Annotated in this window: 24 protein-coding genes; 16 read left to right on the forward strand and 8 right to left on the reverse strand. The window is 70.0% G+C overall.

What is annotated here, in order from left to right:
- Positions 1–6: 6 nt before the first annotated feature.
- The 6 genes from AC1RAD_RS09055 to AC1RAD_RS09080 are packed head-to-tail and all read right to left on the reverse strand — an operon-like array spanning position 7 to position 6,714.
- On the reverse strand, positions 7–2,412 hold the full coding sequence (locus AC1RAD_RS09055) for an MMPL family transporter (protein ID WP_492734595.1): 2,406 nt from the start codon (positions 2,410–2,412) through the stop codon (positions 7–9).
- A complete protein-coding gene (locus AC1RAD_RS09060; RefSeq protein WP_139701610.1) occupies positions 2,409–3,044 on the reverse strand; it encodes a LolA-related protein in 636 nt (211 codons plus the stop codon). The genes AC1RAD_RS09055 and AC1RAD_RS09060 overlap by 4 nt, the downstream gene beginning before the upstream one ends.
- On the reverse strand, positions 3,016–4,026 hold the full coding sequence (locus AC1RAD_RS09065; RefSeq protein ID WP_144004381.1) for a lysophospholipid acyltransferase family protein: 1,011 nt from the start codon (positions 4,024–4,026) through the stop codon (positions 3,016–3,018). The genes AC1RAD_RS09060 and AC1RAD_RS09065 overlap by 29 nt, the downstream gene beginning before the upstream one ends.
- Complete coding sequence (locus AC1RAD_RS09070) at positions 4,023–5,738, reverse strand: AMP-binding protein (protein ID WP_492734596.1); 1,716 nt, start codon at positions 5,736–5,738, stop codon at positions 4,023–4,025. The genes AC1RAD_RS09065 and AC1RAD_RS09070 overlap by 4 nt, the downstream gene beginning before the upstream one ends.
- A 16-nt stretch (positions 5,739–5,754) precedes the next feature.
- Positions 5,755–6,399, reverse strand: coding sequence for a COG4648 family protein (locus tag AC1RAD_RS09075; protein ID WP_070060740.1), 645 nt, complete (start codon positions 6,397–6,399; stop codon positions 5,755–5,757).
- Positions 6,400–6,402: 3 nt separating this feature from the next.
- Positions 6,403–6,714, reverse strand: coding sequence for a phosphopantetheine-binding protein (locus AC1RAD_RS09080; protein ID WP_062482694.1), 312 nt, complete (start codon positions 6,712–6,714; stop codon positions 6,403–6,405).
- Positions 6,715–6,816: 102 nt separating this feature from the next.
- Here AC1RAD_RS09080 and AC1RAD_RS09085 point away from each other — a divergent pair, with 102 nt between their 5' ends.
- Positions 6,817–8,328 (forward strand): helicase HerA-like C-terminal domain-containing protein, encoded by a 1,512-nt coding sequence (locus AC1RAD_RS09085; protein ID WP_492734597.1) that lies wholly within the window; start codon positions 6,817–6,819, stop codon positions 8,326–8,328.
- A gap of 15 nt (positions 8,329–8,343) precedes the next feature.
- Here AC1RAD_RS09085 and AC1RAD_RS09090 read toward each other — a convergent pair whose 3' ends face one another.
- Positions 8,344–8,985 carry a DUF1109 domain-containing protein gene (locus AC1RAD_RS09090; RefSeq protein WP_307693557.1) on the reverse strand — a complete coding sequence of 214 codons (642 nt, stop codon included), beginning with the start codon at positions 8,983–8,985 and terminating at the stop codon, positions 8,344–8,346.
- Entirely contained in the window at positions 8,982–9,566 is a 585-nt protein-coding gene (locus AC1RAD_RS09095; protein WP_062477750.1) for a sigma-70 family RNA polymerase sigma factor, read from the reverse strand. Before AC1RAD_RS09095 ends, AC1RAD_RS09090 begins: the two co-directional genes overlap by 4 nt.
- A gap of 86 nt (positions 9,567–9,652) precedes the next feature.
- Between AC1RAD_RS09095 and AC1RAD_RS09100 the strand changes: the two genes are divergently transcribed.
- The 15 genes from AC1RAD_RS09100 to AC1RAD_RS09170 all read left to right on the forward strand — a co-directional run bounded on the left by AC1RAD_RS09100 (position 9,653) and on the right by AC1RAD_RS09170 (position 25,724).
- The gene (locus AC1RAD_RS09100; RefSeq protein WP_159276923.1) at positions 9,653–10,072 is read left to right on the forward strand and encodes a hypothetical protein; all 420 of its coding nucleotides are present in this window, start codon (positions 9,653–9,655) and stop codon (positions 10,070–10,072) included.
- 14 nt (positions 10,073–10,086) lie between these two features.
- A complete protein-coding gene (locus tag AC1RAD_RS09105) occupies positions 10,087–10,554 on the forward strand; it encodes a DUF6152 family protein (protein WP_492734598.1) in 468 nt (155 codons plus the stop codon).
- Positions 10,555–10,636: 82 nt separating this feature from the next.
- A complete protein-coding gene (locus tag AC1RAD_RS09110; RefSeq protein WP_492734599.1) occupies positions 10,637–11,962 on the forward strand; it encodes a GTP cyclohydrolase II in 1,326 nt (441 codons plus the stop codon).
- Complete coding sequence (locus tag AC1RAD_RS09115) at positions 11,959–13,356, forward strand: URC4/urg3 family protein (protein ID WP_492734600.1); 1,398 nt, start codon at positions 11,959–11,961, stop codon at positions 13,354–13,356. Before AC1RAD_RS09110 ends, AC1RAD_RS09115 begins: the two co-directional genes overlap by 4 nt.
- Before the next feature lie 50 nt (positions 13,357–13,406).
- A complete protein-coding gene (gene upp, locus AC1RAD_RS09120) occupies positions 13,407–14,036 on the forward strand; it encodes a uracil phosphoribosyltransferase (protein WP_062477764.1) in 630 nt (209 codons plus the stop codon).
- Positions 14,037–14,220: 184 nt separating this feature from the next.
- Positions 14,221–15,222, forward strand: coding sequence for a BMP family protein (locus tag AC1RAD_RS09125; RefSeq protein ID WP_056582550.1), 1,002 nt, complete (start codon positions 14,221–14,223; stop codon positions 15,220–15,222).
- Between the two features lie 33 nt (positions 15,223–15,255).
- Positions 15,256–18,084, forward strand: a complete 2,829-nt coding sequence (locus AC1RAD_RS09130; protein ID WP_492734601.1) for a polysaccharide deacetylase family protein — start codon at positions 15,256–15,258, stop codon at positions 18,082–18,084.
- Entirely contained in the window at positions 18,084–19,055 is a 972-nt protein-coding gene (locus tag AC1RAD_RS09135; RefSeq protein WP_373866818.1) for a 5'-methylthioadenosine/S-adenosylhomocysteine nucleosidase, read from the forward strand. The genes AC1RAD_RS09130 and AC1RAD_RS09135 overlap by 1 nt, the downstream gene beginning before the upstream one ends.
- Positions 19,046–19,792 (forward strand): alpha/beta fold hydrolase, encoded by a 747-nt coding sequence (locus AC1RAD_RS09140; RefSeq protein ID WP_492734602.1) that lies wholly within the window; start codon positions 19,046–19,048, stop codon positions 19,790–19,792. Before AC1RAD_RS09135 ends, AC1RAD_RS09140 begins: the two co-directional genes overlap by 10 nt.
- The gene (locus tag AC1RAD_RS09145; RefSeq protein ID WP_159276918.1) at positions 19,789–21,378 is read left to right on the forward strand and encodes an ABC transporter ATP-binding protein; all 1,590 of its coding nucleotides are present in this window, start codon (positions 19,789–19,791) and stop codon (positions 21,376–21,378) included. The genes AC1RAD_RS09140 and AC1RAD_RS09145 overlap by 4 nt, the downstream gene beginning before the upstream one ends.
- On the forward strand, positions 21,378–22,442 hold the full coding sequence (locus AC1RAD_RS09150) for an ABC transporter permease (protein WP_492735222.1): 1,065 nt from the start codon (positions 21,378–21,380) through the stop codon (positions 22,440–22,442). Before AC1RAD_RS09145 ends, AC1RAD_RS09150 begins: the two co-directional genes overlap by 1 nt.
- Positions 22,439–23,362, forward strand: coding sequence for an ABC transporter permease (locus AC1RAD_RS09155; protein WP_492734603.1), 924 nt, complete (start codon positions 22,439–22,441; stop codon positions 23,360–23,362). Before AC1RAD_RS09150 ends, AC1RAD_RS09155 begins: the two co-directional genes overlap by 4 nt.
- A gap of 7 nt (positions 23,363–23,369) precedes the next feature.
- A complete protein-coding gene (locus AC1RAD_RS09160) occupies positions 23,370–23,834 on the forward strand; it encodes a hypothetical protein (protein ID WP_492734604.1) in 465 nt (154 codons plus the stop codon).
- 26 nt (positions 23,835–23,860) lie between these two features.
- Positions 23,861–25,141, forward strand: coding sequence for an amidohydrolase family protein (locus tag AC1RAD_RS09165; RefSeq protein WP_354342060.1), 1,281 nt, complete (start codon positions 23,861–23,863; stop codon positions 25,139–25,141).
- Between the two features lie 73 nt (positions 25,142–25,214).
- Complete coding sequence (locus AC1RAD_RS09170; protein WP_492734605.1) at positions 25,215–25,724, forward strand: DinB family protein; 510 nt, start codon at positions 25,215–25,217, stop codon at positions 25,722–25,724.
- Positions 25,725–25,734 lie beyond the last annotated feature (10 nt).

Genomic DNA, 25,734 nt, shown 5'->3' on the forward strand with positions numbered 1-25,734 from the left:
TTCCCATCAGCGCGACCGCTGCGGGCTCGGGCCCTTCCCGGGCGCCACGTTGCGCGCGAACGCGGCCGACAGCAGCAGCGCCAGCAAGGCACCCGGCGCGACCACGCGGCCGATGGACGACAGCGCCGGGATGTCCGAGATCGCGATCAGCCCGAACGACACCACCGTCGTGAGGTTGGCCAGCATCAGCGAGGCCAGCGTGTCTTCGTCGGCGCGCCCGGTCGTGCGCAGCTGGTCGAAGAAGAGCGCGTAGTTCGATCCCACCGCGACGATCAGCAGCAGCCCCACGAGGTGCAGGATGCCGAGCGCCGCCTGCGCCAGCGCCATGCCGCCCAGCGTGAGCACCACCGCGAACAGCAACGGCTGGCACACGGCCAGCAGGCGGCGCCACGAGCGCAGGTAGACGCCCAGCAGCACCACCACCGCCAGCGCGCCCAGCAGCACCTGCACGAAGGCCTCGTGCAGGTAGCGCTGGTAGAGGCCACCGAGTTCGCGGCCGACGTCCACCACCTGGACCTCGGGCAGCCCGGCCAGCGCTTCCTCGAGGCGCGCCTGTTCGAAGCCCGGGCCGGGATGCAGCACGACCAGCGTGGACCAGCCACCGCCCGGTCGCTCGTACATCAGCGTGTTGACCACGGAGCCCAGCGGCCCGCCCATGAGGTCGGCGCGCTGCACGGGCGCCTGCTTGCGCGCGGCCTCCACGTCGGCCACGAAGGGGCCGAGCCGCGATGCCGGCAGCGGCAGGCCCTTGGTCGCCTCGGCCAGGTTGGCGCGCAGCGTGTCGGCGTCGGGCAGGCTGGCCTGGCGCGCCGTTTGCGCGGCCACGCTGGGCAGCACGCGGGTCACGGCTTCGTAGCCGCTGAGCTCGCCCTTGTCGACCAACGCATCGAGACGCGCGGCCGCGGCTTCGGTGTGGCGCAGTGCGGCCTGTTCGTCGTCGCCGAAGGCCACCACGAGCACGCCGCCGTCGCTGGCGCCGATGTCCTTGCGCAGCATCTCGTCGAGCTGCTGGGCCGAGCGCGGCACGGGGCTCATCGCGCTCAGGTCGGCACGCCACAGGTGGCCGCCCTGCCACAGCACCAGCGCGAGCGCCGCCACGCCGAGCGCCGCCAGCGGCCAGCGCAGGCGCGGCAGGCCGCGCACCAGCAGGCCGGCCAGGCGCGCCATGTGCCGGCGCATGCCCATGCCGGTCGCGCCATCGGGTGCCAGCACAGGCAGCACGTAGCGCGTGGCCAGCGCGGCCGACACCAGCCCGGCGATCGAGAACACGCCCAGCTGCGCCAGCCCCGGAAAGCCCGAAAACACCAGCGCCGCAAAGCCGCACACGGAGGTCAGCAGGCCCAGCCGCACCGTGGGCCAGTGCACTTCGCGCCAGCGCTGCCAGCCGGTGCCGGCCACGGCCGCGCCGCGTGCCTGGATCAGGTAGTAGATGGCGTAGTCGACCGTCTCGCCGATCAGCGTGCTGCCGAAGCCCAGCGTGAGCCCGTGCACCGAGCCGAACACCAGACTGACCGACGCGGTGCCGACCACCACGCCGGTGGCCACCGGCAGGAAGGCGATGACCAGCGCACGCGGCGAGGCAAAGGCCAGCAGCAGCAGCACGCTCATCACGATGCCGCCCACCACCGCGAGGTGGATGGCTTCGGTCTTGATCTTTTCGCGGCTCATGACCGAGAACACGGGCGGCCCGCTCAACAACAGCTTGGGCGCAGCCTCGCCCATGCCGCGCGCAGCGGCTTCGTAAGCGGCCTGCACGCGGGCGATGGCGACGGCCTGCGCGTCGAGGTCGCCGCCGGCCGCGCGCGTGGTGGCGATCATGAGCGCACGCGGCGCCTCGCGCGACATCCAGACGCCGGCCTCGCTGCGCGGTGCGCTGGCCGGCACCAGCTCCATCGCGATGCGCTGGGTCTCGCCCGTCGGGTCGCTGTCGAGCAAGGGCTTGATCGCGTTGCCGGCCGGCGTGCCGAGCATCGACAGGGTGTCGACGATGGCCTCGCGCAGCCCTTCGGCCGTGAACTGCCCCGGCATCACGCCGGACGAGAGTTGGTAGCGGTGCTGGAACACCCAGGTGCCGGCCTCGCTCCAGTCGCTCACATCGCCGTTCTGCACCAGGTCGAAGAGCTTGCTGTCGCGCATCGCCTTGCCGACGGCGCGCGAGACTTCAGCGCGCTGTTCGACGCTGCCGCCCTCGAAGCCCAGCATCAGCGTGCGCGAGGCCACGCCGCTTTGCAGCTGCTCGATGAGCACGCGCTGGCGCAGGTCCGGGCTCTTGGGAAGAAAGGCCGACAGGTCGGCGCCGATCTGGGTCCGCGCGATGACGACCGCGCCGAGGGCCACGACCAAGAGCCACGCCAGCAGAACGACGATGCGGCGCGACCACCCCGGCGGGCCGCCCGCCTGCGCCAGGCTCACGGTGTCGCGCGCCCGGGAGCGCCGGCCGGCAGCGCCGACGGCGGCGCATTGGGCGAAATGTGCATGACCGAGCGGTCACCGCCCACGAACTCCATCTCCAGCCCCAACACCTCGCTGTTGCGGCCGGTGATGCGCATGCTGCGCACCTGCGCGGCCAGCCGGCTGTCGTTGGGCGTGAGGTCGAGCGTCCACTTGCCGGCGGCGCCGGTCACGGTGCTCTTGAAGTAGCGCTGCAGCGTGGCGCCGTCGCCGCTCAGTGTGCCGCGCATGGCTTCGACCAGGCCCAGCAACTCGGGCATGCTGTCCAGTGCCAGCGTGCGGTTGCGGTTGCCGCGCGACAGGGTCAGCGTGTTGCCGTCGACGGACATGGTCTCGATGCGCGGCGACAGCGTGCGGCGCACCAGCTTGTCGGGCGCCTCGAAGCTCAGCGTGCCGCTCGCATCGAGCGGGCCTTCGAGGCCGTGCACGAAGCGCTGCTCGGTGAAGCGCGCCTCGCCGCTCTTCTGCCGGGCCAGCAGGCCCATCAGTTCGGGCAGGTCGAATGCCGCCCAGGCCGGCGCGGCACAGAAAGCCACCGCCAGCACCACCACCCTGCAAAGCCGATCAAGCCGCATCTTCGAGCCAGAAATCATGAAAGTTGAACCAGTTGTACGGGTAGGCGCGGCACAGCGCCTCCAGGCGGGCCACATAGGCTTCGACCGCGCTTCGGATGCGGCGTTCACGCTCCGCGGCGTCGACGAACGGCGTGCCGAAGTCGGCCAGCGGGTCGAACCGGACATCGTAGCGGGCACCGCCGCCGTACATGCCGGCCATGAAGAACACCTTGCGACGCAGCAGCGCCGCCAGCCGGAACGGGCCGTCGTTGAAGACAGCCGGCTGGCCCAGGAAAGGCAGCACGATGTTGTTGCCGCGCTGGTTCGCCGGCTGCTCCTCGCTGCCCGGCAGCGTGCGGTCGGCCAGCATGCCGCCGAGGCCGCCGCCGTCGAGCCAGTCGCGCAGCGCGAGCATCGAATGCGGCCGGCCGAGCGCGATCACATGGGGCCGCATCTCGGGCAGCGCGATGGCGTTCAGGATGGCGGTGATGCGCTGCGCGTTGTCCGGGTACATCAGCATCGCCAGCCGCATGCGGTTCTGGTGCTTTTGCTGCTTGCAGGCGCCAAGCACCTCGAAGCTGCCGATGTGGGCGCCGAGCAGGAAGGCGCCCCGCCCTTCGGCCGCCTCGGCCTCGATCGGGGCGTTGCCTTCGATCTTCAGCTTGAACAGGTCCATGCGCCCGCGCAGGAAGTACACGCGGTCGAGCACGGTGGAGGAAAACGCGTGCAGCAGGCGGTAGCCGTCGACCCAGCCCGCGCGCGGGCCGATGGCCCGGAACAGGTAGCGCTTGATGTAGCGGCGCGGCGCCGGCGCGAACAGCAGGAAGTACAGGCTGATCGGCGGCAGCAGCAGCCGCGTGACGTGCCGCCCGCACACCAGCGCCATCAGGCAGATGAAGCGCAGCGCCAGCATGTTGCTGCGCTCGGGCGCGCGCGCCCAGTCGCCCTGCTGGGCCGCCGGGCGGGCTGTCTGCCGCGCCGCTTCGTCCACGGCGCGCGTTTCGGCGTCGGTGTGCTTCATCCCGCCGACTCTGGCACAGCCGTCCAGCGGCCGGTGACAGCCGCCACGCCGTCACAGCGCACGTCGAAACGCACGCCACGGCCGGTTCCGGCCTCGGGATGCAGCTCGATGGACAGCGTGCTGCCGGGCCGCACGGGCGCCAGGAACTTGGCGGCCGCCAGCGTCGGGCTCGCGCCGAGCCGTGCCGACAGCGCTGGCACACGCCGCACGACCTCCATGACCTCGGCCAGCAGCAGCGCGCCGGGCACCAGTGGCTGGCCGGGGAAATGACCGGCAAAGGCCGGATGGTCGACCGGCACCGTGTGCGCCATCTGCACCGGGGTCTGGTCGTCGGCCAGCTGGGCCAGCGCAAATTCGCGCAGCGCCCGCACCGTGAGCTTGCCCGTGCCTTCGCGCGGGAAGGCCTTGACCTGCACCACGCGGCGCGGCACGAACACCGGCTCCAGGCGTTGCCGCAGTGCAGCAATGATGTCCGCCGCCGTCAGCGTGGGCGCGACCACGAACGCCACCGGCCGCACCACGCCGTCGGCCACCTCGTCGGGCAGCCAGAAGGCGCCGTCCTCGACACCCGCGATGCTGTTCAGGTGGTAGTTCAGGTGCGCGAGCGAACTGCGCCGGCCGGCGACGTGGATCAGGTCGTTGGCACGGCCGAACAGGCGAAAGCGCCGTGCGTCCAGCAGCTCGAGCACGTCGGCCATGGGCGTCGGCTCGGGAATGAAGTCGCCGCTGAAGATGAAGCGCTCGGGGCCGTCACCCTCCCCCGGTTCCGCATGCACGCGGATCTCGCCGAAGGTTTCCCAGATTTCGCTCTCGGTCGTGCGGCGCGTGGCCACCTGGCCCGATTCGGTGCTGCCGTAGATTTCGAGCAGCACGCCGCCCAGCGCCTGCTCGGCCTGCGCGGCCAGCTGTGGTGACAGCGGCGCGGTGGCCGACAGGATCAGGTCGACCGGCGGCAACTCGATGCCCGACAGCAGCAGCGTCTTCAGGTGGAACGGCGTGGTCACCAGCGCGCGCGGACGCGGCACCGAGGCCAGCGCCTTCGCCACGTCGGCCGGAAAGAACGGCCGCCCGGTTTCGAAGGCGGCGCCACCGAGCATCGCAAGCAGCACCGACGACTCCAGGCCGTAGCTGTGCTGCACCGGCACGGTCGCCACCAGCGTGAGCCCTTCGAGCGTGGGCCGCTGCAGCACGCGGCACAGCCGCTCGACGGCCACTTCGACGTCGCCGACCAGCGTGCGCCAGGCCTTGGCATGCGGCTGCGGCACGCCGGTGGAGCCCGACGTGAGCAGGCTGGCCGCATGCCGGCCGCCGTCGACGGCGGGCACGGGCGCATCGCCGGCCGGGCCGGGCACGGCCTCGACCTGCAGGCGTCTCATGCCGGGCGTCTCGAGCTTGTCGTCGTCGGTCAGCGCGAACAGGTGGGCGCCGCCGGTTTCGGTCAGGCGCGCCAGCGTGTCCGGCCGTGCATCGGGCGGCAGCAGGCTGGCATGCCCGCGCACCAGCGCGGCGCCCAGACTCACGGCGAAGGCGTAGCGATCGAGGCAGAGGTTGACGGCAGGCCCCTCGGCAGGCAGTGCGGGCGCCAAGCGCGCGACGTCGGCCAGGAACTGCCGCGTGCTCACCGGCTGGCCGGCGCGCCAGGCCAGGGGCGCATCGGGGTTGCGGTCCGCGAGCAGCGGCAGGAAGGAAGAAGAAGCGGTGTCGGGGGTCACGCGGGCTGTGCCTGTTTCATTGGCCGCCAGCGCCGTTGTCCACCGTCGAGGTGCCGTAGAACGCGCGCACCGCATCGACCAGGCGCGTGCGTTCGAATTCGGGATGCAGGCGGTAGCGCACGAGGTGCTCGCCCACGAAAAGCAGCGCCACGCTCAGCGGCGACAGCACGTTGGCCAGCAGCGACCAGGCCGAGAACGGCATCGTCAGGTAGACCACGATCGACGAGACGACCACCACGGCGAAATACACCGTCCACACCTGCGTCAGGTGCGTCGTGTAAGACAGCATGTGTCCCTTCAGCGGGTGCACGCGCTGCGCGAACTGGGTGATCAGCGGCAGGCCCTTGCCACGCAGCGTCGAGCCGAACCAGCCGCACAAGGCACCGTTGATGCCGATGTGCTGCAGCACATACAGGCGGTTCGTGTCGCCCGCCTCACCGAGGAAGACGAGCGAGAAGCCGCCGATGCCCAACGCCGCCGCAATGGCCAGGCCCCAGCGGCCGAACCAGCTGGCGGCGCAGCCCATGGCCGCGATCCACAACGGGCCGAGCAACACCACCACAGCCCAGGGCTCGGTGGCGTGGAACAGCGTCATCCAGTGGGAGAGGCCGGCATACGTGACCCCTACCAGCAGCAGGAGTACGAGTCGCCATCGGGACATGGATCAGGTGGCGCTGCGGTGCTCGGCGACGTGGGTCGCGAGCGTACGCAGCGACTGGAAGATCTGCTGGTTGCGCTCGTCGTCCGAGCGCAGCTGGAAACCGTAGCGGCGCGAGACTTCGAGCGCGACTTCGAGGATGTCGATGGAGTCGAGGCCCAGACCTTCGCCGTACAGCGGGTCAGTGGGAACGATCTCTTCAGGTGCGACCTCGAGATTGAGCGCGTTCACGAGCAACACGGCCAGCTCTTTTTCGATCGGCGACTGTTCGGATGCATCGCCAGTGGCGGGAATGGGGGGCTGAGCAGTCGATGACAAAAAAACCTCCTGAACTTTTTTCCTGAACGACCGTGCGGGGTCGTGAATTATAGGAGTGGCGGTTGATTAGACTGCGCGCTTCGATACGACCCGGAGCGCCCCATGGCCGACCCCCTTCTGATCGCACGCCACGACACCATCGAGTGCACCCTCCTGCCCGGCCTGGCCAACCGCCACGGCCTGATCACCGGCGCCACCGGCACCGGCAAGACCGTCTCGCTCCAGACCATCGCCGAACAACTGTCGAACATCGGCGTGCCGGTGTTCATGGCCGACGTCAAGGGCGACCTGACCGGCATCAGCCAGAAAGGCAGCGTCAGCGAGAAACTGGCCGCCACGCTCAAAGAACGCGGCATCGACGTGCCCGAGCCGGCCGCCTGCCCCGTCACGCTGTGGGACGTGTTCGGCGAACAGGGCCACCCGGTGCGCGCCACGGTGTCCGACATGGGCCCGCTGCTGCTGGGCCGCATGCTCGACGTGAACGAAACCCAGGCCGGCGTGCTGAACCTGGTGTTCAAGATCGCCGACGACAGCGGCATGCTGCTGCTCGACCTGAAAGACCTGCGCGCCATGCTGCAGTACGTGGGCGAGAACGCAAGCCAGTTCACCACCGAGTACGGCAATATCAGCGCCGCCAGCGTGGGGGCGATCCAGCGCGGCCTGCTGCAGATCGAGACCCAGGGCGGCGACAAGTTCTTCGGCGAGCCGATGCTCAACATCACCGACTTCATGCAGACGGTGGGCGGCAAGGGGGTGGTGAACATCCTGGCGGCCGACAAGCTCATGAACTCGCCGCGCCTGTACGCCACCTTCCTGCTGTGGATGCTGTCGGAGCTGTTCGAGCAGCTGCCCGAAATCGGCGACCCCGAGAAGCCGAAGCTGGCCTTCTTCTTCGACGAGGCCCACCTGCTGTTCAACGAAGCGCCCAAGGCACTGGTCGAACGCATCGAACTCGTGGTGCGGCTGGTGCGCTCCAAGGGCGTGGGCGTGTATTTCGTCACGCAAAACCCGCTGGACATTCCCGATTCGGTGCTGGCCCAGCTGGGCAACCGGGTGCAGCACGCGCTGCGTGCCTTCACGCCGCGCGACCAGAAGGCCGTGAAGGCCGCTGCCAGCACCATGCGCCAGAAGCCCGGCCTGGACATCGAGACCGCCATCACCGAACTCGCCGTGGGCGAGGCGCTGGTGAGCTTCCTGGACGCCAAGGGCCGCCCGAGCATCACCGAGCGCGCGTACGTGCTCCCGCCGGGCAGCCAGCTCGGCCCGATCACGCCCGAGCAGCGCAAGGCGCTGATCGCAGGCTCGCTGGTGGCGGGCGTGTACGAAAAGACGGTCGACCGCGAATCGGCCTACGAAAAGCTCAAGGGCCGCGCCGAGAGCGCGCCCGATGCACCGGCCGCCGGCGCCAAGGGCGGGGCCGCCGCGGAAGAGTCGTCCGGCATGGGCGGCATGCTCAACGACATGCTCTTCGGCAGCACCGGCCCGCGCGGCGGCAAGCGCGACGGCCTCGTGCAGACCATGGCCAAGTCGGCGGTGCGCACCATGGGCACGTCGGTGGGCAAGGAGATCCTGCGCGGCGTGCTGGGCGGGATCTTCGGCAGCAAGAAGCGCTAAGAGAAAGCGGCCGCGCTACCAGCGCAGCAGGCGCGGCCCCAGTGCCGCGCCCAGCAGCACCGGCACCGCGATCCCGCTCACGTACCAGACCGCGAGGAACGGCGCGGTCAGCTCCATGCAGTGCAGCGCGTAGACCGACGCACCCACGCCGCCGGCCAGCGCGCCGGCCGCGGCCCCGGCCAGCGCGGGCCGCGTCGGTGCCAGCCCGCGCAGCGCCACGAAGGTGGCCGCGAACACCGGCAGCGCCATGAAGCCGATGCTCAGGGCGCAGATGCGCCACGACTGGCCCATCAGCAAGGGCATGCGCTCCTCGATCGGCACCGAAAACCAGACGAACGCCGCCAGCCCCCAGATCCCCAGCACCGGCAGCACCCCGCCCCACCACGCGTGGCGCATCCGCACGCCGGGCCGGGCCAGCCGCTGCACCGTCACGAAGGCCGCCGCCGCGATGCACAGCGGAAACAGCACCTTGACCCAGAACATCGGCCAGAACATCGCCTGCACCAGGTCGGGCCGCAGCCCGTACTCGCCGAACAGGATCACGAAGGACACCGGCAGCGCGGCCAGCACCGCCAGCCCGATGCGCCCGCTGGCGCTGCGCCGCGGCACCGCCACCTCGCCGGCGGCCAGCAGGTTCACGAGGTCGTCGGTTTTCATGGCGCGGCGCCTCCCCCGAACTTCGCGGCCAGGGCCTTCAGGCCCCGGTGGATGCCGACCTTCACCGCCGATTCCGACATGCCCGTGAGGCTGGCCGTCTCGGCCACCGAGAGGCCTTCGATCTTCACGTGCACGATGGGCAGGCGCTGGCGTTCGGGCAGGGTCTGCAGCAATCCGCCGAGGTCGCGCTTCGCATCGCTGGCCTCGGTGGCCGACGCCGCGAACACGGCCAGGTCGTCGTCCAGCGGGTCATGCAGGTCCTCACGGACCGACTTGGCGCGCAGCAAATCGATCATCTTGTAGCGTGCAATGGCATGCACCCAGGCCGTCAGCGGCTGGTCGCTCTGGTAGGTGTGGCGCTGGTTGTGCATGGCGAGCAGGCATTCCTGGACGAGGTCTTCCACTTCATCGGGCCAGCCGAACAGGCGCTTGCCCAGAAAAGCACGCAGGTGCGCGCTCAGTTTCTGCAGGAACTCGCGGTACGCGCCGGCGTCGCCATCGAGGCCGCGAAGGAACAGGCGGCGCAAGGCCGCTTCCGCGTCGCTCGGTGTCGTCCTGCTGCCTACGGTGTTTCGTGCCATCGGGCCGGCCGGTTACAGCCTGGTGAAAAAAGATTGCAAGGGATTGTGCCGCGCCCCCACGGCGGGGCTTGGGCTAAGCTGCGCCGATGCTGGCCGGACTCGTCTCGCACCCCTGGGCCTACCCGGCGCTGGAGGCGGCGCACATCGTGGGCATCGCGCTGCTGTTCGGCGGCCTGCTGGTGTTCGAGCTGCGCGCCCTCGGCCTGGCCCGCGAGCTGCCGGCGCCGCTGCTGGCGCGCCTCACGCTGCGCCCCGCCCTGCTGGGCTTCGGCCTGTGCGCACTGACCGGCCTGACCATGTTCGCCAGCCAGCCGGGCGAGTTGCTGAGCAACACGGCCTTTCGCGTCAAGCTGCTGCTGATCCTGCTGGCCGGCCTCAACGCCGCCTGGTTCCACCTGCGCGGTGACCTCGGCGGGCAGAGCGGGTTCGCCAGGTTTCAATGCCTCCTGTCTTTGGGGTTTTGGCTCGCTGTCATCATCTGCGGGCGCTGGATTGCCTATGTCTGACCAAGGAGAACGCGATGCTGCATCGACGCATGTTCGTGACCGGTTCGATCGCACTGGCCCTGCCCGCCTGGGCCCACCACGGCTGGAGCAGTTTTGACCAGGAGCGCCCGCTGTACCTGGAAGGCCGCGCCACCAAGGTGAGCTGGCGCAACCCGCACGGCGAGCTGGAGATCGAGCTGCCCGAGAACCTCGCGCTGCCGCCCGACCTGAAGCAGCGCGTGCTGCCCAAACAGAGCGCAACGGTGGATGGCGCGGCGCTGCTGGCCAAGGCGCAGCTGCCGACGCGGCGCGACCGCCAATGGCAGGTCGAGCTGGCCCCGCTCACGCGGCTGCAGGCCTGGGGCGTCGAGGAGATCAAGCCCGGCACGCCGGTGGCGGTGCTCGGCTTCACCTTCACGGGAGAGAAAGGCGACGCGGTGCTGCGCGCCGAGTACCTGTTCGTGCACGGCAAGACCTACGGCCTGCGCTCGTCGCCTGCCTGAAAGCCAGTGCGGCCAGGCCGCGCGGGCCCTCGCTTGCCAGCCGCACAAGTGCTCGGTACATTGCATTTTTTGAGGGCCTCAAATGTCCGCAGACAGTACCGCGATCCCTTCCGCCTTGCCGACAGCGACTGGCGCGAGCCCGACGCAGAACCCTCCGCTTCATCCCTCGTCCTCGACCGGCCACATCCGCCTGACCTCGCATGCCGGCGGCTTTGGCGCCCTGCCCATCCATTGGAGCGCGGCCACCGCTGTCGAGCGTGGCCCCGTGGTCGGCACGACCACCAAGCGAGCACACCGCAACGTCATCGGCACGCACAGCGGCTCGTACAGCGTGTACCGCGCACTCGCCGTGGCGGCCGGCGCCCTGAAGCGCGAACACAAGGCCGACCTCACCAACACCGCGCCCACCGACGTCATCGGCCCCTATCCGCAGTGGAGCGAGCCCGGGCGCATCGTCTCGCTCGACCCCTGGGGTGCGCTGGTGGCCGACGTGTTCTCCACGGAACTCGCGGCCGGCTACGACATCCGCCCGACCATCGCGATCACCAAGGCCCACGTGATCCTGCCCGAGGTGATCGAGGCGCTGCAAAGCGGGCGCCTCAAGGCCGACGGCCATTTCCTCACCACGGGCGGCGCCGCGATGGTGACCAAGGCGGCCATCGAACCCGTGTGGTACCTGCCCGAGGTGGCGCGCCGCTTCGGCTGCTCCGAAACCGACCTGCGCCGCACGCTCTTCGAAGAGACTGGCGGCATGTACCCCGAGCTGGTCACGCGTTCCGACCTCGAGGTGTTCCTGCCGCCCATCGGCGGGCAGACGCTCTACATCTTCGGCAACCCGCGCGACCTGGCCAACCCCGAAGTCGAACTCACCGCGCGCATTCATGACGAGTGCAACGGCTCCGACGTGTTCGGCTCCGACATCTGCACCTGCCGCCCCTACCTCACGCACGCCATCGAAGAATGCATCCAGGGCGCGCAACGCGGCGGCGTGGGGCTCATCGCCTACTCGCGCAAGGAAGGCCGCGCGCTCGGCGAGGTGACCAAGTTCCTCGTCTACAACGCCCGCAAGCGCCAGGTGGGCGGCGACACGGCCGACCAGTATTTCGCGCGCACCGAGTGCGTGGCCGGCGTGCAGGACATGCGCTTCCAGGAGCTGATGCCCGACGTCTTCCACTGGCTGGGCATCAAGAAGATCCACCGCCTCGTGTCGATGAGCAACATGAAGTTCGACGCCATCACCGGCTCGGGCATCGAGATCGGCGAGCGCGTGAACATTCCCGACGAACTGATCCCGGCCGACGCCCGCGTCGAGATGGACGCCAAGATGGCGGCCGGCTACTTCACCCCCGGCCCGGTGCCGGACGCAGAGGAACTGAAAAAGGCCAAGGGCCGGGGATTGAGCGAATGAGCCGAAGCACCGACATCGACCTGCCCGCCGACGGTTCCGGCAGCCTGCGCCCCGGCGGCGCGGGCAATGTCGACCCGTCGATCGAATTCACACCCGACACCGGCCACCCGGCCGGCGCCGCCAGCCTGCTGCGCACCACCACCGCCATCCGCCAGCGCGCGGGCGCCCTGCTGGCGCGCGCGCGCCGCGGCGAATCGCAGTGGTTCCGCATCGGCAGCGACGACGCGCTCGAGGACGCGGCGCGCACCGTGGCCGAGGTCACGCGCGAGCGCTACCCCTGGGACACCATCCCGTACCACAGCCGCTGGCGCCACTTCGAGGCCGGTGGCGTCGACCGCCGCCTGCAGCTCGACGCGCTGCTCGGCAAGGGCCTCGACGCCCGCCAGCGCGCCCGCGCCCACATCGACCTGACGCTGGTGAGCGTGCTGCTCGACGCCGGCGCCGGCCCGATCTGGCACTACACCGAACCGGCCACCGGCCTGCGCTTCACGCGCTCCGAAGGCCTGGGCGTGGCGTGCTTCCATGCGTTCACCAGCGGGCTCTTTTCGTCCGACCCGAACCACCCGCTGCAGGCCGACGCGGCCGGCCTGCGCGGCCTCGTGACCGAGCGCCTGGGCGACGCCTTCCAGGTGAGCGAAGTCAATCCGCTGGTCGGCCTGTCCGGGCGCGCGGTGCTGCTGCGCCGCCTCGGCGAGGCCATGAGCGAGCAGCCCGAAACCTTCGGCGACGACGGCCGGCCCGCCGGCCTTTTCGACGCGCTCGTGGCCCCGCTGGGCGCGGCCTCGCCGCCCACGGCCGAGATCACGGCGCACCAGATTTTGTCGCTGCTGCTCGATACGCTCTCGCACATCTGGCCCTCGGCCAACGCCATCGACAGCCTGGCGGCCGACGGCAGCGACAACGTCGGCGGCTCCGGCGACCCGGCCTTCGCGCTGGGTGACTGCTGGCGCCACAGCGCCGTCGCCGGCCCCGGGCTCACCAACGGCTGGATGCCGTTCCACAAGCTGTCGCAGTGGCTCACGTACTCGCTGCTCGAGCCCTTCGAATGGGCCGGCGTGAAGGTGCGCCACCTCGACGCGCTCACCGCCCTGCCCGAGTACCGCAACGGCGGCCTGCTGATCGACAGCGGCGTGATCGTGCCTCGCGAGGCGGCCTTTCTCACTCGCCGCTGGAAGGCCGGCGACGAGTTCATCGTCGAATGGCGCGCCCTCACCGTGGCGCTGCTCGACGAAATCGCCCCGCGCGTGCGCAAGGTGCTCGACCGCACCGAGGAAGAGCTGCCCCTGGCCTGCGTGCTCGAAGGCGGCACCTGGGCCGCGGGCCGGGTGCTGGCACAGCGCTTGCGAAACGGTGCGCCACCGCTGCAGATCGAGAGCGACGGCACCGTCTTCTAGTCTTTTAGACTCTCCTGTTTTCCGCAACGGCACACCAAAAGAAGACTCCAATGAGCAACGTCCACCTCGTCGACCACCCCCTCGTCCAGCACAAGCTCACGCTGATGCGCCGCAAGGACGCCTCCACCAACAGCTTTCGCCGGCTCTTGAACGAAATCAGCATGCTGATGGCCTACGAGGTCACGCGCGACATGCCGATGCAGGACATCGAGGTCGAGACCCCGCTGGAGACCATGCAGGCCAAGGTCATCGACGGCAAGAAGGTGGTGCTGGTGTCGATCCTGCGTGCCGGCACCGGCATCCTGGACGGCATGCTCACGGTGGTGCCGGGCGCGCGCGTCGGCCACATCGGCCTGTACCGCGACCCGAAGACGCTCACGGCCGTCGAGTACTACTTCAAGATGCCCGGCGAGATGGAGAACCGCGACGTGATCGTGGTCGACCCCATGCTGGCCACCGGCAACTCGGCCGTGGCCGCGGTGGAACGGCTGAAGGAACTCAACCCCAAGTCGATCAAGTTCGTCTGCCTGCTGACCTGCCCCGAAGGCGTGAAAACGATGCAGACCGCGCACCCCGACGTGCCGATCTACACCGCCGCCATCGACCGCGAGCTGGACAGCCATGGCTACATCCTGCCGGGCCTGGGCGACGCCGGCGATCGCATCTTCGGCACGAAGTAAGGCTCGCCCCCAGGCTTCGCGCACTTCGTGTCGCTGCTCCTTCCCCCTACCGGGGGCAACACCTGAGGCCTGGCGAAGCCAGTTCCTCGGTGTTTGCTGGAAGGGAGCCCGCCTCAAGGGCGGGCTCGACTTAGTGGGCACGGGGATTGCAGCGCTTGTTTTTTTACAGACCGAGGAGAAGACCGTGACAGCACGCCGTCAATTGATCGTTCGTTCCATCGCCGTTGCCGCAGCGCTTGCGGCAGGCGCCCCGGGCCTTGCGCTCGCGCAGGCCAAGCTCAAGGTGGCTGCCGTGTACACGGTGCCTTTCGAGCAGCAATGGGTGGGTCGCATCCACAAGGCGCTGAAGGCGGCCGAGGCGCGTGGGGAGATCGAATACAAGGCGACCGAGAACGTGAGCAATGCCGACTACGAGCGCGTGATGCGCGAGTACGCGACGGGCGGCAACCAGCTGATCCTGGGCGAGGTGTTCGGGGTGGAAGCGGCGGCGCGCAAGGTCGCGAAAGACTTTCCCAAGGTGGCGTTTCTCATGGGCTCGTCGCTGAAGCCGCAGGCGCCCAACTTCTCGGTGTTCGACAACTACATCCAGGAGCCGGCCTACCTCAGCGGCATGGTCGCGGGCGGCATGACCAAGAGCAACCGCATCGGGATGGTCGGCGGTTTCCCGATTCCCGAAGTCAATCGCCTCATGAACGCCTTCATGGCGGGCGCGAAGGAAACGAATCCGAAGGTGGAGTTCAGCGTGAGCTTCATCAACAGCTGGTTCGACCCGCCGAAGGCCAAGGAAGCAGCCTTCGCGATGATCGACAAGGGTGCCGACATCATGTACGCCGAGCGCTTCGGCGTGTCGGACGCGGCCAAGGAAAAGGGCAAGCTCGCCATCGGCAACGTGATCGACACGCAGGCCCAGTACCCCGACACGGTGGTGGCCTCGGCGCTGTGGAACTTCGAGCCCTCGGCCGACCGCGCCATCAAGCTCGTGAAAGAAGGCAAGTTCGCCGCCGAAGACTACGGCGTGTACTCGCACATGAAGCACAAGGGCTCCGAACTCGCGCCGCTGGGCACCTTCGAGAAGAAGGTGCCGGCCGACGTCGTGGCCAAGGTGAAGGCCAAGCAGGCCGACATCCTGGCCGGCAAGTTCACCGTGAAGGTGGACGACGCCCAGCCGAAGTCCACCGCCAAGTAACCAGCAGACAGACAAGCGAGCAGACCCGAACCCATGAAGCGTGCGCGATGGCAGACCGCAATCCATGGCGTGGCCATCGCGGCGTTGGCCGCCGGGCTCGCCGCCTGTCAACCTGAGCCGGCGGCCACGGCCACCGCCCCGGCGGCCGAGGTGCCCGCATCGGCCGCCTCGGCACCCGCTGCCGTTGCACCGCCGGTGGTCGCGGCGCCGGTCGGCATTCCAGCCGCATTGCAGGTGCGCGCCGACGCCCTGCTCGCCGCGCACCGCCAGATGATCGTGCTGATGACCGGCGAGCGTGCGCTCGAGGCGGCCGAGAAGCGCGCCGTCAGCGCCGTCGGGCAGCAGCTGTTCCACGAGATGCAGGAGCGCCAGCAGGCGCTGATCGCCCAGGCCGCGGACATGACGGACCCCGCTGCGGTGGCAGGCCTGAACGCGCTGCTCGACCGCATCGAGAGCGAGCCCAGCTGGTTCGACGCCGACCGGCTGGCGTTCAAGGAGTTCCTGTCGGAGCTGAGCACGCGCTACAGCCAGGCGCAGTCGCTGTCCGGGCTCAAGCTCGGCCGCCGCGCCAGCGAAGACCTGGCCGTGCTCGCCGAGATCGAGCAAGCCTACGACCGCGAGCTGAAGGACGTGTTCGGCCGCTTCGCGCAACGCGGCATCGAGCCCAAGCGCGAGAAATGGGCCGACTACGTGGCCAAGCTGCAGGGCCTGTACTCGCGCGAACAGATCCTGAAAGACTTCGGCGCCATCGTTCCCTACACGCAGCCCCCGGGCGGCGCCAAGGAAAAGGACAACGCGGACGCACGCGAGATCTTCGGCACCTCGCTGCCCGCCAAGACCGTCGTGCTCACCTTCGACGACGGCCCGCACGCCAAACACACCGACGAGATCCTGGAGATATTGAAGCGCTACGACGCGCCCGCCATCTTCTTCCAGCTCGGGCGCAACCTGGGCAAGCTCGACGCGCAGGGCAAGGCCCAGCTCGGCGCCACCGGCGCGGCGGCCAAGCGCGTGCTGGCCGCCGGCCATGTGCTCGCCAACCACAGCTTCAGCCACGGCATGATGGCCAAGATGACCGACGACGCGGTGCGCGTCGAAGCCAGCGAAACCGAAGCGCTGCTCGACGCCACCGGCCGGCCGCAGTCCACCCTCTTTCGCTTTCCCTACGGCGCACGCAACGAAGCCAAGCTGAGCACGGTCGAGGCACTCAAGCTGCGCTCCATGATGTGGACCGTCGACTCGATGGACTGGGCCGACCCGGTGCCCAAGTCGATCGCCGACCGCGTGCTGGCCGAGGTCGACAAGGCCAAGCGCGGCGTCATCCTGTTCCACGACATCCAGGGCCGCACCGTGCAGGCCCTGCCCACGGTGCTCGACCAGCTGGTGGCCGACGGCTACCGCTTCGCCACCTGGCGCGACGGCAAGTTCGTCGTGAGCGCCTCGAAAAAGGCTGCGCCCGACGACGGCGTGGCCGCCACCTCGGGCGACACGCTCTACCGCGAAAGCCACGCGCTGGTGATCGGCATCGACAAGTACGCCAAATGGCCCGGCCTGCACCACGCCGTGCCCGACGCCAAGGCGATGGAGCAGCTGCTCGTGACGCGCTTCGGCTTCAAGCCCGAGAACATCACGGCGCTGTACGACGACCAGGCCACGCGCGCCAACATCCTGCGCGCGCTGAATGAAAAACTGACCGACGGCAAGCGCGTGAAGCGCGACGACCGCGTGCTGGTGTTCTTTGCCGGCCACGGCAGCACCCGCAAGCTCGCGAGCGGGCGCGACGTGGGCTACATCGTGCCGGTCGACGCCACGCTGGACAACCTGCCGTCCGACGCCATCTCGATGCCGCAGCTGCAGGAGGTGGCCGAGGCGCTGTCGGCCAAGCACGTGCTGTTCCTCGTGGACGCCTGCTACTCGGGCCTGGGCCTCACGCGCGGCGGCGCGGCGCAGGGCAACAGGAATTTCCTGACCGACAACGCGCGCCGCATCGGCCGCCAGATGCTCACCGCCGGCGGCGCCGACCAGCAGGTGGCCGACGACGGCCCCGGCGGCCACTCGGTCTTCACCTGGACGATGCTGCAGGCGCTGTCGGGCAAGGCCGACCTGAATGGCGACAACGTCATCACCGGCACCGAACTCGCGGCCTACGTGGCGCCGGCGGTCTCGGCCATCGCGCGGCAGACGCCGGCCTTCGGCAGCCTGCCGGGCTCGGAGGGCGGCGAGTTCGTGTTCGCGCTGCCCGTCGAGCGCGAAGGCCTCAGCGGCGACAGCCTGCAGCTCGACGCCGCCGCCAGCCAGGTCAACAAGCGCATCGACCAGGCCAACGAGCAGGCCGTGCATGCGGCGGCCGTACCCAAGACGGCCAAGGCGGCCAAGACCGGCCCGGCCGCCGTCGAGGTGGTGGTGAAGAACCTCGAAGGCGCCGACACCAAGCTGACCATGCCGGCCGCCGCGCCGCTCACGCCGCGCGTGGCCGCGCAGCGCGCCAACGACCGCGGCCTGCAGCTGTACCGCGAGCGCCGCTACGACGAGGCCGAAGCCGCCTTCACCGAGGCGCTGAAGCTGCAGCCGCGCTTTGCGCTCGCGGCCAACAACCTAGGCTTCGTGTACTTCAAGCGCGGCAAGCCGGTCGAGGCCGCGCGCTGGTTCGAGCAGGCCATCGACATGGACGGCAGCCGCGCCCTCGCCTACCTGAACCTGGGCGACGCCTACCTGCAGGCCGGCAACGACGCCAAGGCGCTCGCCGCCTACACCACCTTCGTCGGCCTGGCACCGAAGCACGCGCGCGTCGCCGCGCTGCAAGCGTGGATCGCCACGCCCGACGCCGAACACCGCCCCTCACTCCCGCCCACCAACTCCTGATGACCATGACGAACACTTCCTCGCTTCTCCAGCGCCTGCGCGGCCCGGTCCTGGCCGCCGCGCTCGGCCTCGTGCTGACGGGCTGCGTCGGCGTCTACAAGTCGGACGTCGTCAGCATCAACAGCAGCACGCGGCTGGACGACACGCCGCGCCTGGCCGTGATCTCGGCCTTCGAGCCCGAGCTCAAGCTGCTGCTCACGCGCCTGCAAGGCCCCCGCAAACACAGCGTGAACGGCGTCGAGTTCACCACCGGCACGCTCGAAGGCAAGCCCGTGGTGCTGTTCCTCTCGGGCATCAGCATGACGAACGCGACCATGAACACGCAGCTGGTGCTCAACCGCTTTCGCATCACCGGCATCGTGTTCAGCGGCATCGCGGGCGGCGTGAACCCCTCGCTGCACGTGGGCGACGTGACGGTGCCGGCCCAGTGGGGGCAGTACCTCGAGGTGCTCATGGCGCGCGAGACCGCGCCCGGCAAGTACAGCGCGCCGCCCTTCATCACCGACGCCACGCTGCCCAACTTCGGCATGAACTTCCCGCGCCCGGTCGAGGTGCGCTCGGCCGCCAAGCCGGGCATCGAGCGCAAGTTCTGGTTCGCGGCCGATCCGAAGATGCTCGAAGTAGCGCGCAGCATCCGCAACGTCGAGCTGGCGAACTGCGGCGCCGGCAAGTGCCTGCCGCGCAAGCCGCAGCTGGTGGTGGGCGGCAACGGCGTGTCAGGCCAGGCCTTCATGGACAACAAGGCCTACCGCGAATACACCTACAAGACCTTCCAGGCCAACGTGCTCGACATGGAAACCGCCGCCGTGGGCATGGTCGCCTACAGCAACGGCGTGCCCTACATCGCCTTCCGCTCGCTCAGCGACCTCGCGGGCGGCGGCGACGGCGAGAACGAGATGGGCACCTTCATGAGCATCGCGGCCGACAACTCGGCCAAGGTCATGCTGGCCTTCCTGGCCGCGTGGAAGTGACGGTGGCGCCCGGGCGCCTGCCTCGTCTTGTGTTGCTGCCGGGCATGGACGGCACCGGCGATCTCTTCGCGCCGCTGGCGCAGGCCCTGGGGCCGCAGGCCACCATCGACGTCGTGCGCTACCCGGGCCGCGAGGTGCTGGGCTACGACGAACTCGAAGCGATGGTGCGCGCGCAACTGCCAACGCATCAGCCCTTCGTGCTGCTCGGCGAATCGTTTTCCGGGCCGCTGGCCATCTCCCTTGCAGCCTCGCGTCCGCCGGGGCTGCGCGGCCTCATCCTGTGCTGCAGCTTCGCGCGCCGGCCCGCGCCCGGCCTGGCGCTGATGCGCGCGGGCCTGCTCGACCTGTCGATGCGCCTGCTGCATTCGAAACTCATGCGCGCGCCGATGCGGCACCTGCTGCTGGGCGGCTCGGCGTCGCCGCAGCTGTCGGACATGCTCCAGGCTTCGCTGAAGCAGGTGTCGGTGGCCGTCATGACCCACCGCATGAAGGAAGTGCAGCGCGTCGACGTGCGCGACAAGCTGCCGCGGGTCGGCGTGCCCGCGATGTACCTGCAGGCGCTGCAGGACCGCGTGGTGCCGCGCCGCGCGGTGGCCGCCCTCCAGCGCGGGCTGTCGGCGTTGCACCTGGTGCAGCTCGACGGCCCCCACGGCCTGCTGCAGGCCTCGCCCGCCGCCTCCGCCCGGGCCATCGAGAATTTCTGCCGCGACCTGCCGTCGCCACCTGTCTGCCCATGAACCCCACCGTGCTCCGCCTCCAGGGCATCACCAAGCGCTTCGGCCCGCTCGTGGCCAACGACGCCATCTCCCTCGACCTGCAGGCCGGCGAAGTGCTCGCGCTGCTGGGCGAGAACGGGGCCGGCAAGTCGACGCTGATGTCGATCCTGTTCGGCCACTATGTCGCCGACGAAGGCCGCATCGAAGTCTTCGGCTCGCCCCTGCCGCCCGGCAACCCCAAGGCCGCGCTGGCCGCCGGCGTGGGCATGGTCCACCAGCACTTCACGCTGGCCGACAACCTCAGCGTGCTCGACAACGTGACGATGGGCACCGAGCCGCTGTGGCGCCCGGTCTCGCGCCGTGCGGCGGCACGCGCGCGGCTGCTCGAGGTCGCGCAGCGCTTCGGCCTGCCGGTGCAGCCCGACGCGACCATCGGCAGCCTCTCGGTCGGCGAGCGCCAGCGCGTGGAAATCCTCAAGGCGCTGTACCGCGGGGCGCGCATCCTGATCCTCGACGAGCCCACGGCCGTGCTCACGCCGCAGGAGAGCGAGGCGCTGTTCGCCACGCTCGCGCAGATGGTGGCGCAGGGCCTGTCGGTCATCTTCATCAGCCACAAGCTCGGCGAGGTACTGCGCGTGTCGCAACGCATCGCGGTGCTGCGCGGCGGCAAGCTGGTCGCCGAGGCGCGCACGGCCGACACCACGCAGGCGCAGCTCGCGCTGTGGATGGTCGGCCATGCGGTCGAGGCGCCGCAGCGCCGGCCCGCGAAATCGGTGGGCGACGCGGTCTGCGTGCTCGACCACGTGAGCACCGCATCGACGAAAGACGGCGGGCAGGACCGCCTGCGCGAGGTGTCGCTCACGCTGCGCGCGGGCGAAATCACCGCCATCGCCGGCGTTTCGGGCAACGGCCAGGTCGCGCTGGCCGAGCTGCTGAGCGGCACGCGCCGCGCCGTCTCCGGCAGCGCGCAGTTCATGGGCCGCGCGCTGCCGCCCTCGCCCGCCCGGCTGGTGCAGCGCGGCGTGGCGCGCATCCCCGAAGACCGGCACGCGGTCGGCGTGGTCGGCGACCTGCCGGTGTGGGAGAACGCCGTGTCCGAGCGGCTGCGCAGCCCTGTCTTTTCGCGCTGGTCGTTCATCGTCCGGCGTGCGGCCGCACGGCTCCATGCCCGGCGCATCGAGAAAGCCTTCGACGTGCGCGGTGCCGGCCTGATGTCGCCGGCCCGCTCGCTCTCTGGAGGCAACATGCAGAAACTGATCCTGGGGCGGGCGCTGCTGGCACCCGAGCAAGTGGAACAAGACACCGATAACAAGAAATACCCGAACCGCGCGCCGCGCCTCATCGTGGCGCACCAACCGACCTGGGGCCTGGACATCGGCGCCGTCGCCTACGTGCAGCAGCAGCTCATTGCCGCGCGCGATGCCGGTGCGGCGGTGCTCGTCATTTCCGACGACCTCGACGAAGTGCTCGCGCTCGGCGACCGCGTGGCCGTGATGCACGGCGGCCACCTCGGCGAAGCGCGCCCGGCCGCGGCCTGGACGCGCGAGGCCATCGGCCTGGCGATGGCCGGCGCTACCGCGCCGCAACGCCCGGGAGCCGCCGCATGATGCGCCTCGAACGACGCCACGAAAGCTCGCGCGCCGCGCTGGTGCTGGCCCCCATCGGCGCGGTCGTGTTCACGCTGCTGGTGAGCGCGCTGCTCGTGCGCTGGGCCGGTGCGCCGGTCGGGCGCACCTACGCGCTGCTGCTGCAGGGCGGCTTCGGCTCGGTGTTCGCATGGAGCGAGACGCTGACGCGGGCCATTCCGCTGATCCTCACCGGCCTGGCCGCCACGGTCGCGTTCAAGGCGCGGCTCTTCAACATCGGCGCCGAGGGGCAGCTGTTCGCGGGCGCGCTTGCCGCCGTGGCCGTGGGCGGCATGCACGGCGGCACCGGCTTCGAACTCTCACCCTGGCTGCTGTTCCCGCTGATGATGCTCGCCGCAGCAGTGGCCGGCGCGCTGATGCTGCTGGGCCCGGCGCTCATGAAGAACAAGCTCGGCGTCGACGAAGTGGTCACCACGCTGCTCATCAACTTCATCGTGCTGCTGGGCGTGTCGGCGCTGCTCGACGGGCCGATGAAAGACCCGACGGCGATGGGCTGGCCGCAGAGCGTGTCGCTGCAGACCGACCTCGAGCTGGGCAAGCTCATCGCGCAGACGCGCGTGCACACCGGGCTGCTGTGGGCGGTGTCGCTCGCGGTGATCGTGTGGGCGATCTTCAAGTACACGGTGCTGGGCTTCGACATCCGCGCCGTGGGCGCCAATGCACGCGCCGCCGCCTTCGCCGGCGTGCCGGTGACGCGCACCGTGGTGATGGTGGCGCTGCTCTCGGGCGCTCTGGCCGGGCTGGCCGGCGCCATCGAGGTGGCGGGCCGCACCAGCTACGTCACGCTGGACATGTCGCCGGGCTACGGCTACACGGGCATCGTGATCGCGATGCTCGCCGGGCTGCACCCGCTGGGCGTGATCGCCGCCGGCGTGTTCGTGGCCGGCGTGCTCGTCGGCGCCGACACCATGAGCCGCGCCGTGGGCGTGCCGACCTACATCGCCGACGTGATCGTCGCGGCCTCGCTGATCGCGGTGCTGGTGGCGACGCTGCTCACGCAGTACCGCGTGCGGATGACGAAATGACCGACCTGCTCGACATTCTTTCCAACCCCGCCTTCTGGGTCGCGGTGCTGCGCATCGCCACGCCGCTCATTTTGGGCACGCTGGGCGTGCTGCTGTGCGAGCGCGCGGGCGTGCTCAACCTGGGCATCGAGGGGATCATGGTCGCGGGCGCCTTCACCGGCTGGCTCGCGGTGTATGCCGGCGCGCCGCTGTGGGCCGGTGTCGGCGTGGCCGCGCTCACGGGCATGGTGTTCGGCTTGCTGCATGCCTTCCTGACCGTCGGGCTTGCGCTGTCGCAGCACGTCTCGGGGCTGGGCATCACGCTCTTGGCCACGGCGCTGAGCTACTTCGGCTACCGCGTGAGCTTTCCGAAGGTGAACACGCCGCCGACCATCACGCCCTTCGCGCCGATGGACTGGCTGCCCGTGCCCATCCTCGGCGCGCAGACCGCGCTCACGCTGTTCGCGCTGCTGCTGGTGCCGGCGGTGGCCTGGGTGCTGTACCGCACGCCGCTGGGCCTGGCGCTGCGCATGGTGGGCGAGAACCCGCAGGCGGCCGAGAGCCAGGGCCTGTCGGTCGCGGCCACGCGCACCGGCGCCATCGTGGCGGGCTCCGCGCTGATGGGCGTGGCCGGCGCGTTCCTCACGCTGTCGGCCTTCAACGCCTTCTTCTTCAACATGGTGAACGGGCGCGGCTGGATCTGCGTGGCGCTGGTGGTGTTCGCCTCGTGGCGGCCCGGCAAGGCCCTGCTCGGCGCGTTGCTGTTCGCCTTCTTCGACGCGCTGCAGCTGCGGCTGCAACAATCGGGCGATGCCGTGCTGCCTTACCAGCTGTACCTGATGCTGCCCTACCTGCTGTCGATCCTGGCGCTGGTGCTGGTGGCGCGCAAGGCCAGCTACCCGCAGGCGCTGATGAAACCCTACCGCAAGGGAGAACGTTGACATGCCGATGACGCGGCCCCGCCTTTGTCGCCTGCTGGCCACCGCGCTGCTCGCCCTGGCCGGCGGCGGCGCCCACGCACTCGGCGCCGACTACGGCCCCGAGCGCTTCGCCACCCACGACGCCGTCACCTGGGTGCAGACCTGCGGCACCTGGGGCCCCGACCACCACGGCACCTACCGCGTGATCCACGCCGAAGCCTTCGCCCAGTCGTTCCTCTACGTGCAGTGGATGGCGCGCGGCGAGGCCGACCGCAGCTACAGCCTGTACGCCGTGCACACGACCGCCATCGCCGAGCTCGACAACGACCACGCGGAAATCTCCCTGAGCGAACTCACCTGCCGCGCCACACCGCGCGGCATCGTGGTGACGGCCAAGGCCGACTCGGGCCACGACGACAAGCTGCGCCGCGTGACCATCGAGGTCGGGCCGGCCGCAGGGCAATACCGCTTCCGCGCGCAGCGCACGCGCTGAGCGCCCCTCAAGAAAAACACCCACCGATGCTCGACCTCCTCATCACCAACGCCACCCTCCCCGACGGCCGCACCGGCATGTCGGTTGCCGTGCAGGACGGCCGCATCGCCGAGGTCACGCCCGGCCTGGCCGCGCCCGCGCATGAAACACTCGACGCCCAGGGCCTGCTGCTCGCGCCGCATTTCGTCGACCCGCACTTCCACATGGACGCCACGCTGAGCTACGGCCAGCCGCGCGTCAACCAGAGCGGCACGCTGCTCGAGGGCATCGCGCTGTGGGGCGAGCTCAAGCCGCTGCTCACGGCCGACGCGCTCATCGAACGTGCGCTCGCGTATTGCGACTGGGCCGTGGCGAAGGGCCTGCTGGCGATCCGCTCGCACGTGGACACCAGCGACCCCAGCCTGCTCGCGGTCGATGCGCTGCTCGAGGTGAAGCGCCAGGTGGCGCCCTACATCGACCTGCAGCTGGTGGCCTTTCCGCAGGATGGCGTGCTGCGCTCGCCGGGCGGCGTCGACAACCTCACGCGCGCGCTCGACAAGGGCGTGGACGTGGTCGGCGGCATTCCGCATTTCGAGCGCACCATGGCCGACGGCGCCGCCAGCGTGAAGCTGCTGTGCGAGCTGGCCGCCGAGCGCGGCAAGCTGGTCGACATGCATTGCGACGAGTCGGACGACCCGCTCTCGCGCCACATCGAGACCCTGGCCGCCGAGACGCTGCGCCTGGGCCTGCAGGGCCGCGTGACGGGTTCGCACTGCACCTCGATGCACTCGATGGACAACTACTACGTGAGCAAGCTGCTGCCGCTCATCGCCGAGAGCGGCGTGAGCGTGGTGTCGAACCCGCTCATCAACATCACGCTGCAGGGCCGCCACGACAGCTACCCCAAGCGCCGCGGCATGACGCGCGTGCCCGAGCTGCTGGCGGCCGGCGTGAACGTCGCCTTCGGCCACGACTGCGTGATGGACCCGTGGTACGGCATGGGCTCGGGCGACATGCTCGAGGTGGCCCACATGGGCCTGCATGTGGCGCAGATGACCGGCCAGGCCGGCATCCACCAGTGCTTCGAGGCCGTGACCACGCGCGCGGCGCGCGTGATGCACCTGGACGGCTACGGCCTGGAGGCCGGCTGCGATGCCAGCTTCGTGCTGCTGCAGGCGCGCGATCCGGTCGAGGCCATCCGCCTGCGCGCGACGCGGCTCAAGGTGTTCCGCAAGGGGCGGTTGCTGGCGGAGACGCCCGCGGCCACGGCCGCGCTGCACCTGCCGGGACGCGGCGACCGCACGCGCTGGATGCTCGGCGAGCGCTGACCCGGCGGCGGCTGGACAGGCGCCGCGCCTACCGTGAACATCCGGGTTCCCCGATGACAAGGACACACCCGACATGAGCGCCCCACCCCTGCTGCGCACGCTGTTCCAGTACCACGCGTGGGCCAACGACGAACTGCTGGACCGCATGGCCAGCCTCGACCCCGTGCAGCACGCCGACGCCCGGCATGCCGCGATCCGCGTGGTCAACCATGCCCATGTGGTGAACCGGATCTTCGCGGGCCACCTCACGGGCACGCCGCACGGTTTCACCGACGACAACACGCCCGAAACGCCGATGCTGGCCGACCTGCGTGCGGCCGTGGCCGAGTCCGACCGCTGGTACCTCGCCTACCTGGACACGCTCACGCCGGCGCTGCTGGCCGAGCCGCTGCCCTTCGTGTTCACCGACGGCGACAAAGGTCGCATGACGCGCGAGGAGATGCTGGCCCATGTCGTGACGCACAACGGCTACCACCGGGGCGAAGCCGGCCGGCTGCTGGCGCAATGCGCGGTGCGCCCGCCGCGCGACACGCTGGCGGTGCACCTGCACCGCAGCGAACCCGCGCGCCGCGAACGCGGCTGATGCAGCCGAT

It is taken from the genome of Variovorax sp. GW823-FHT04B03 (assembly GCF_058796495.1).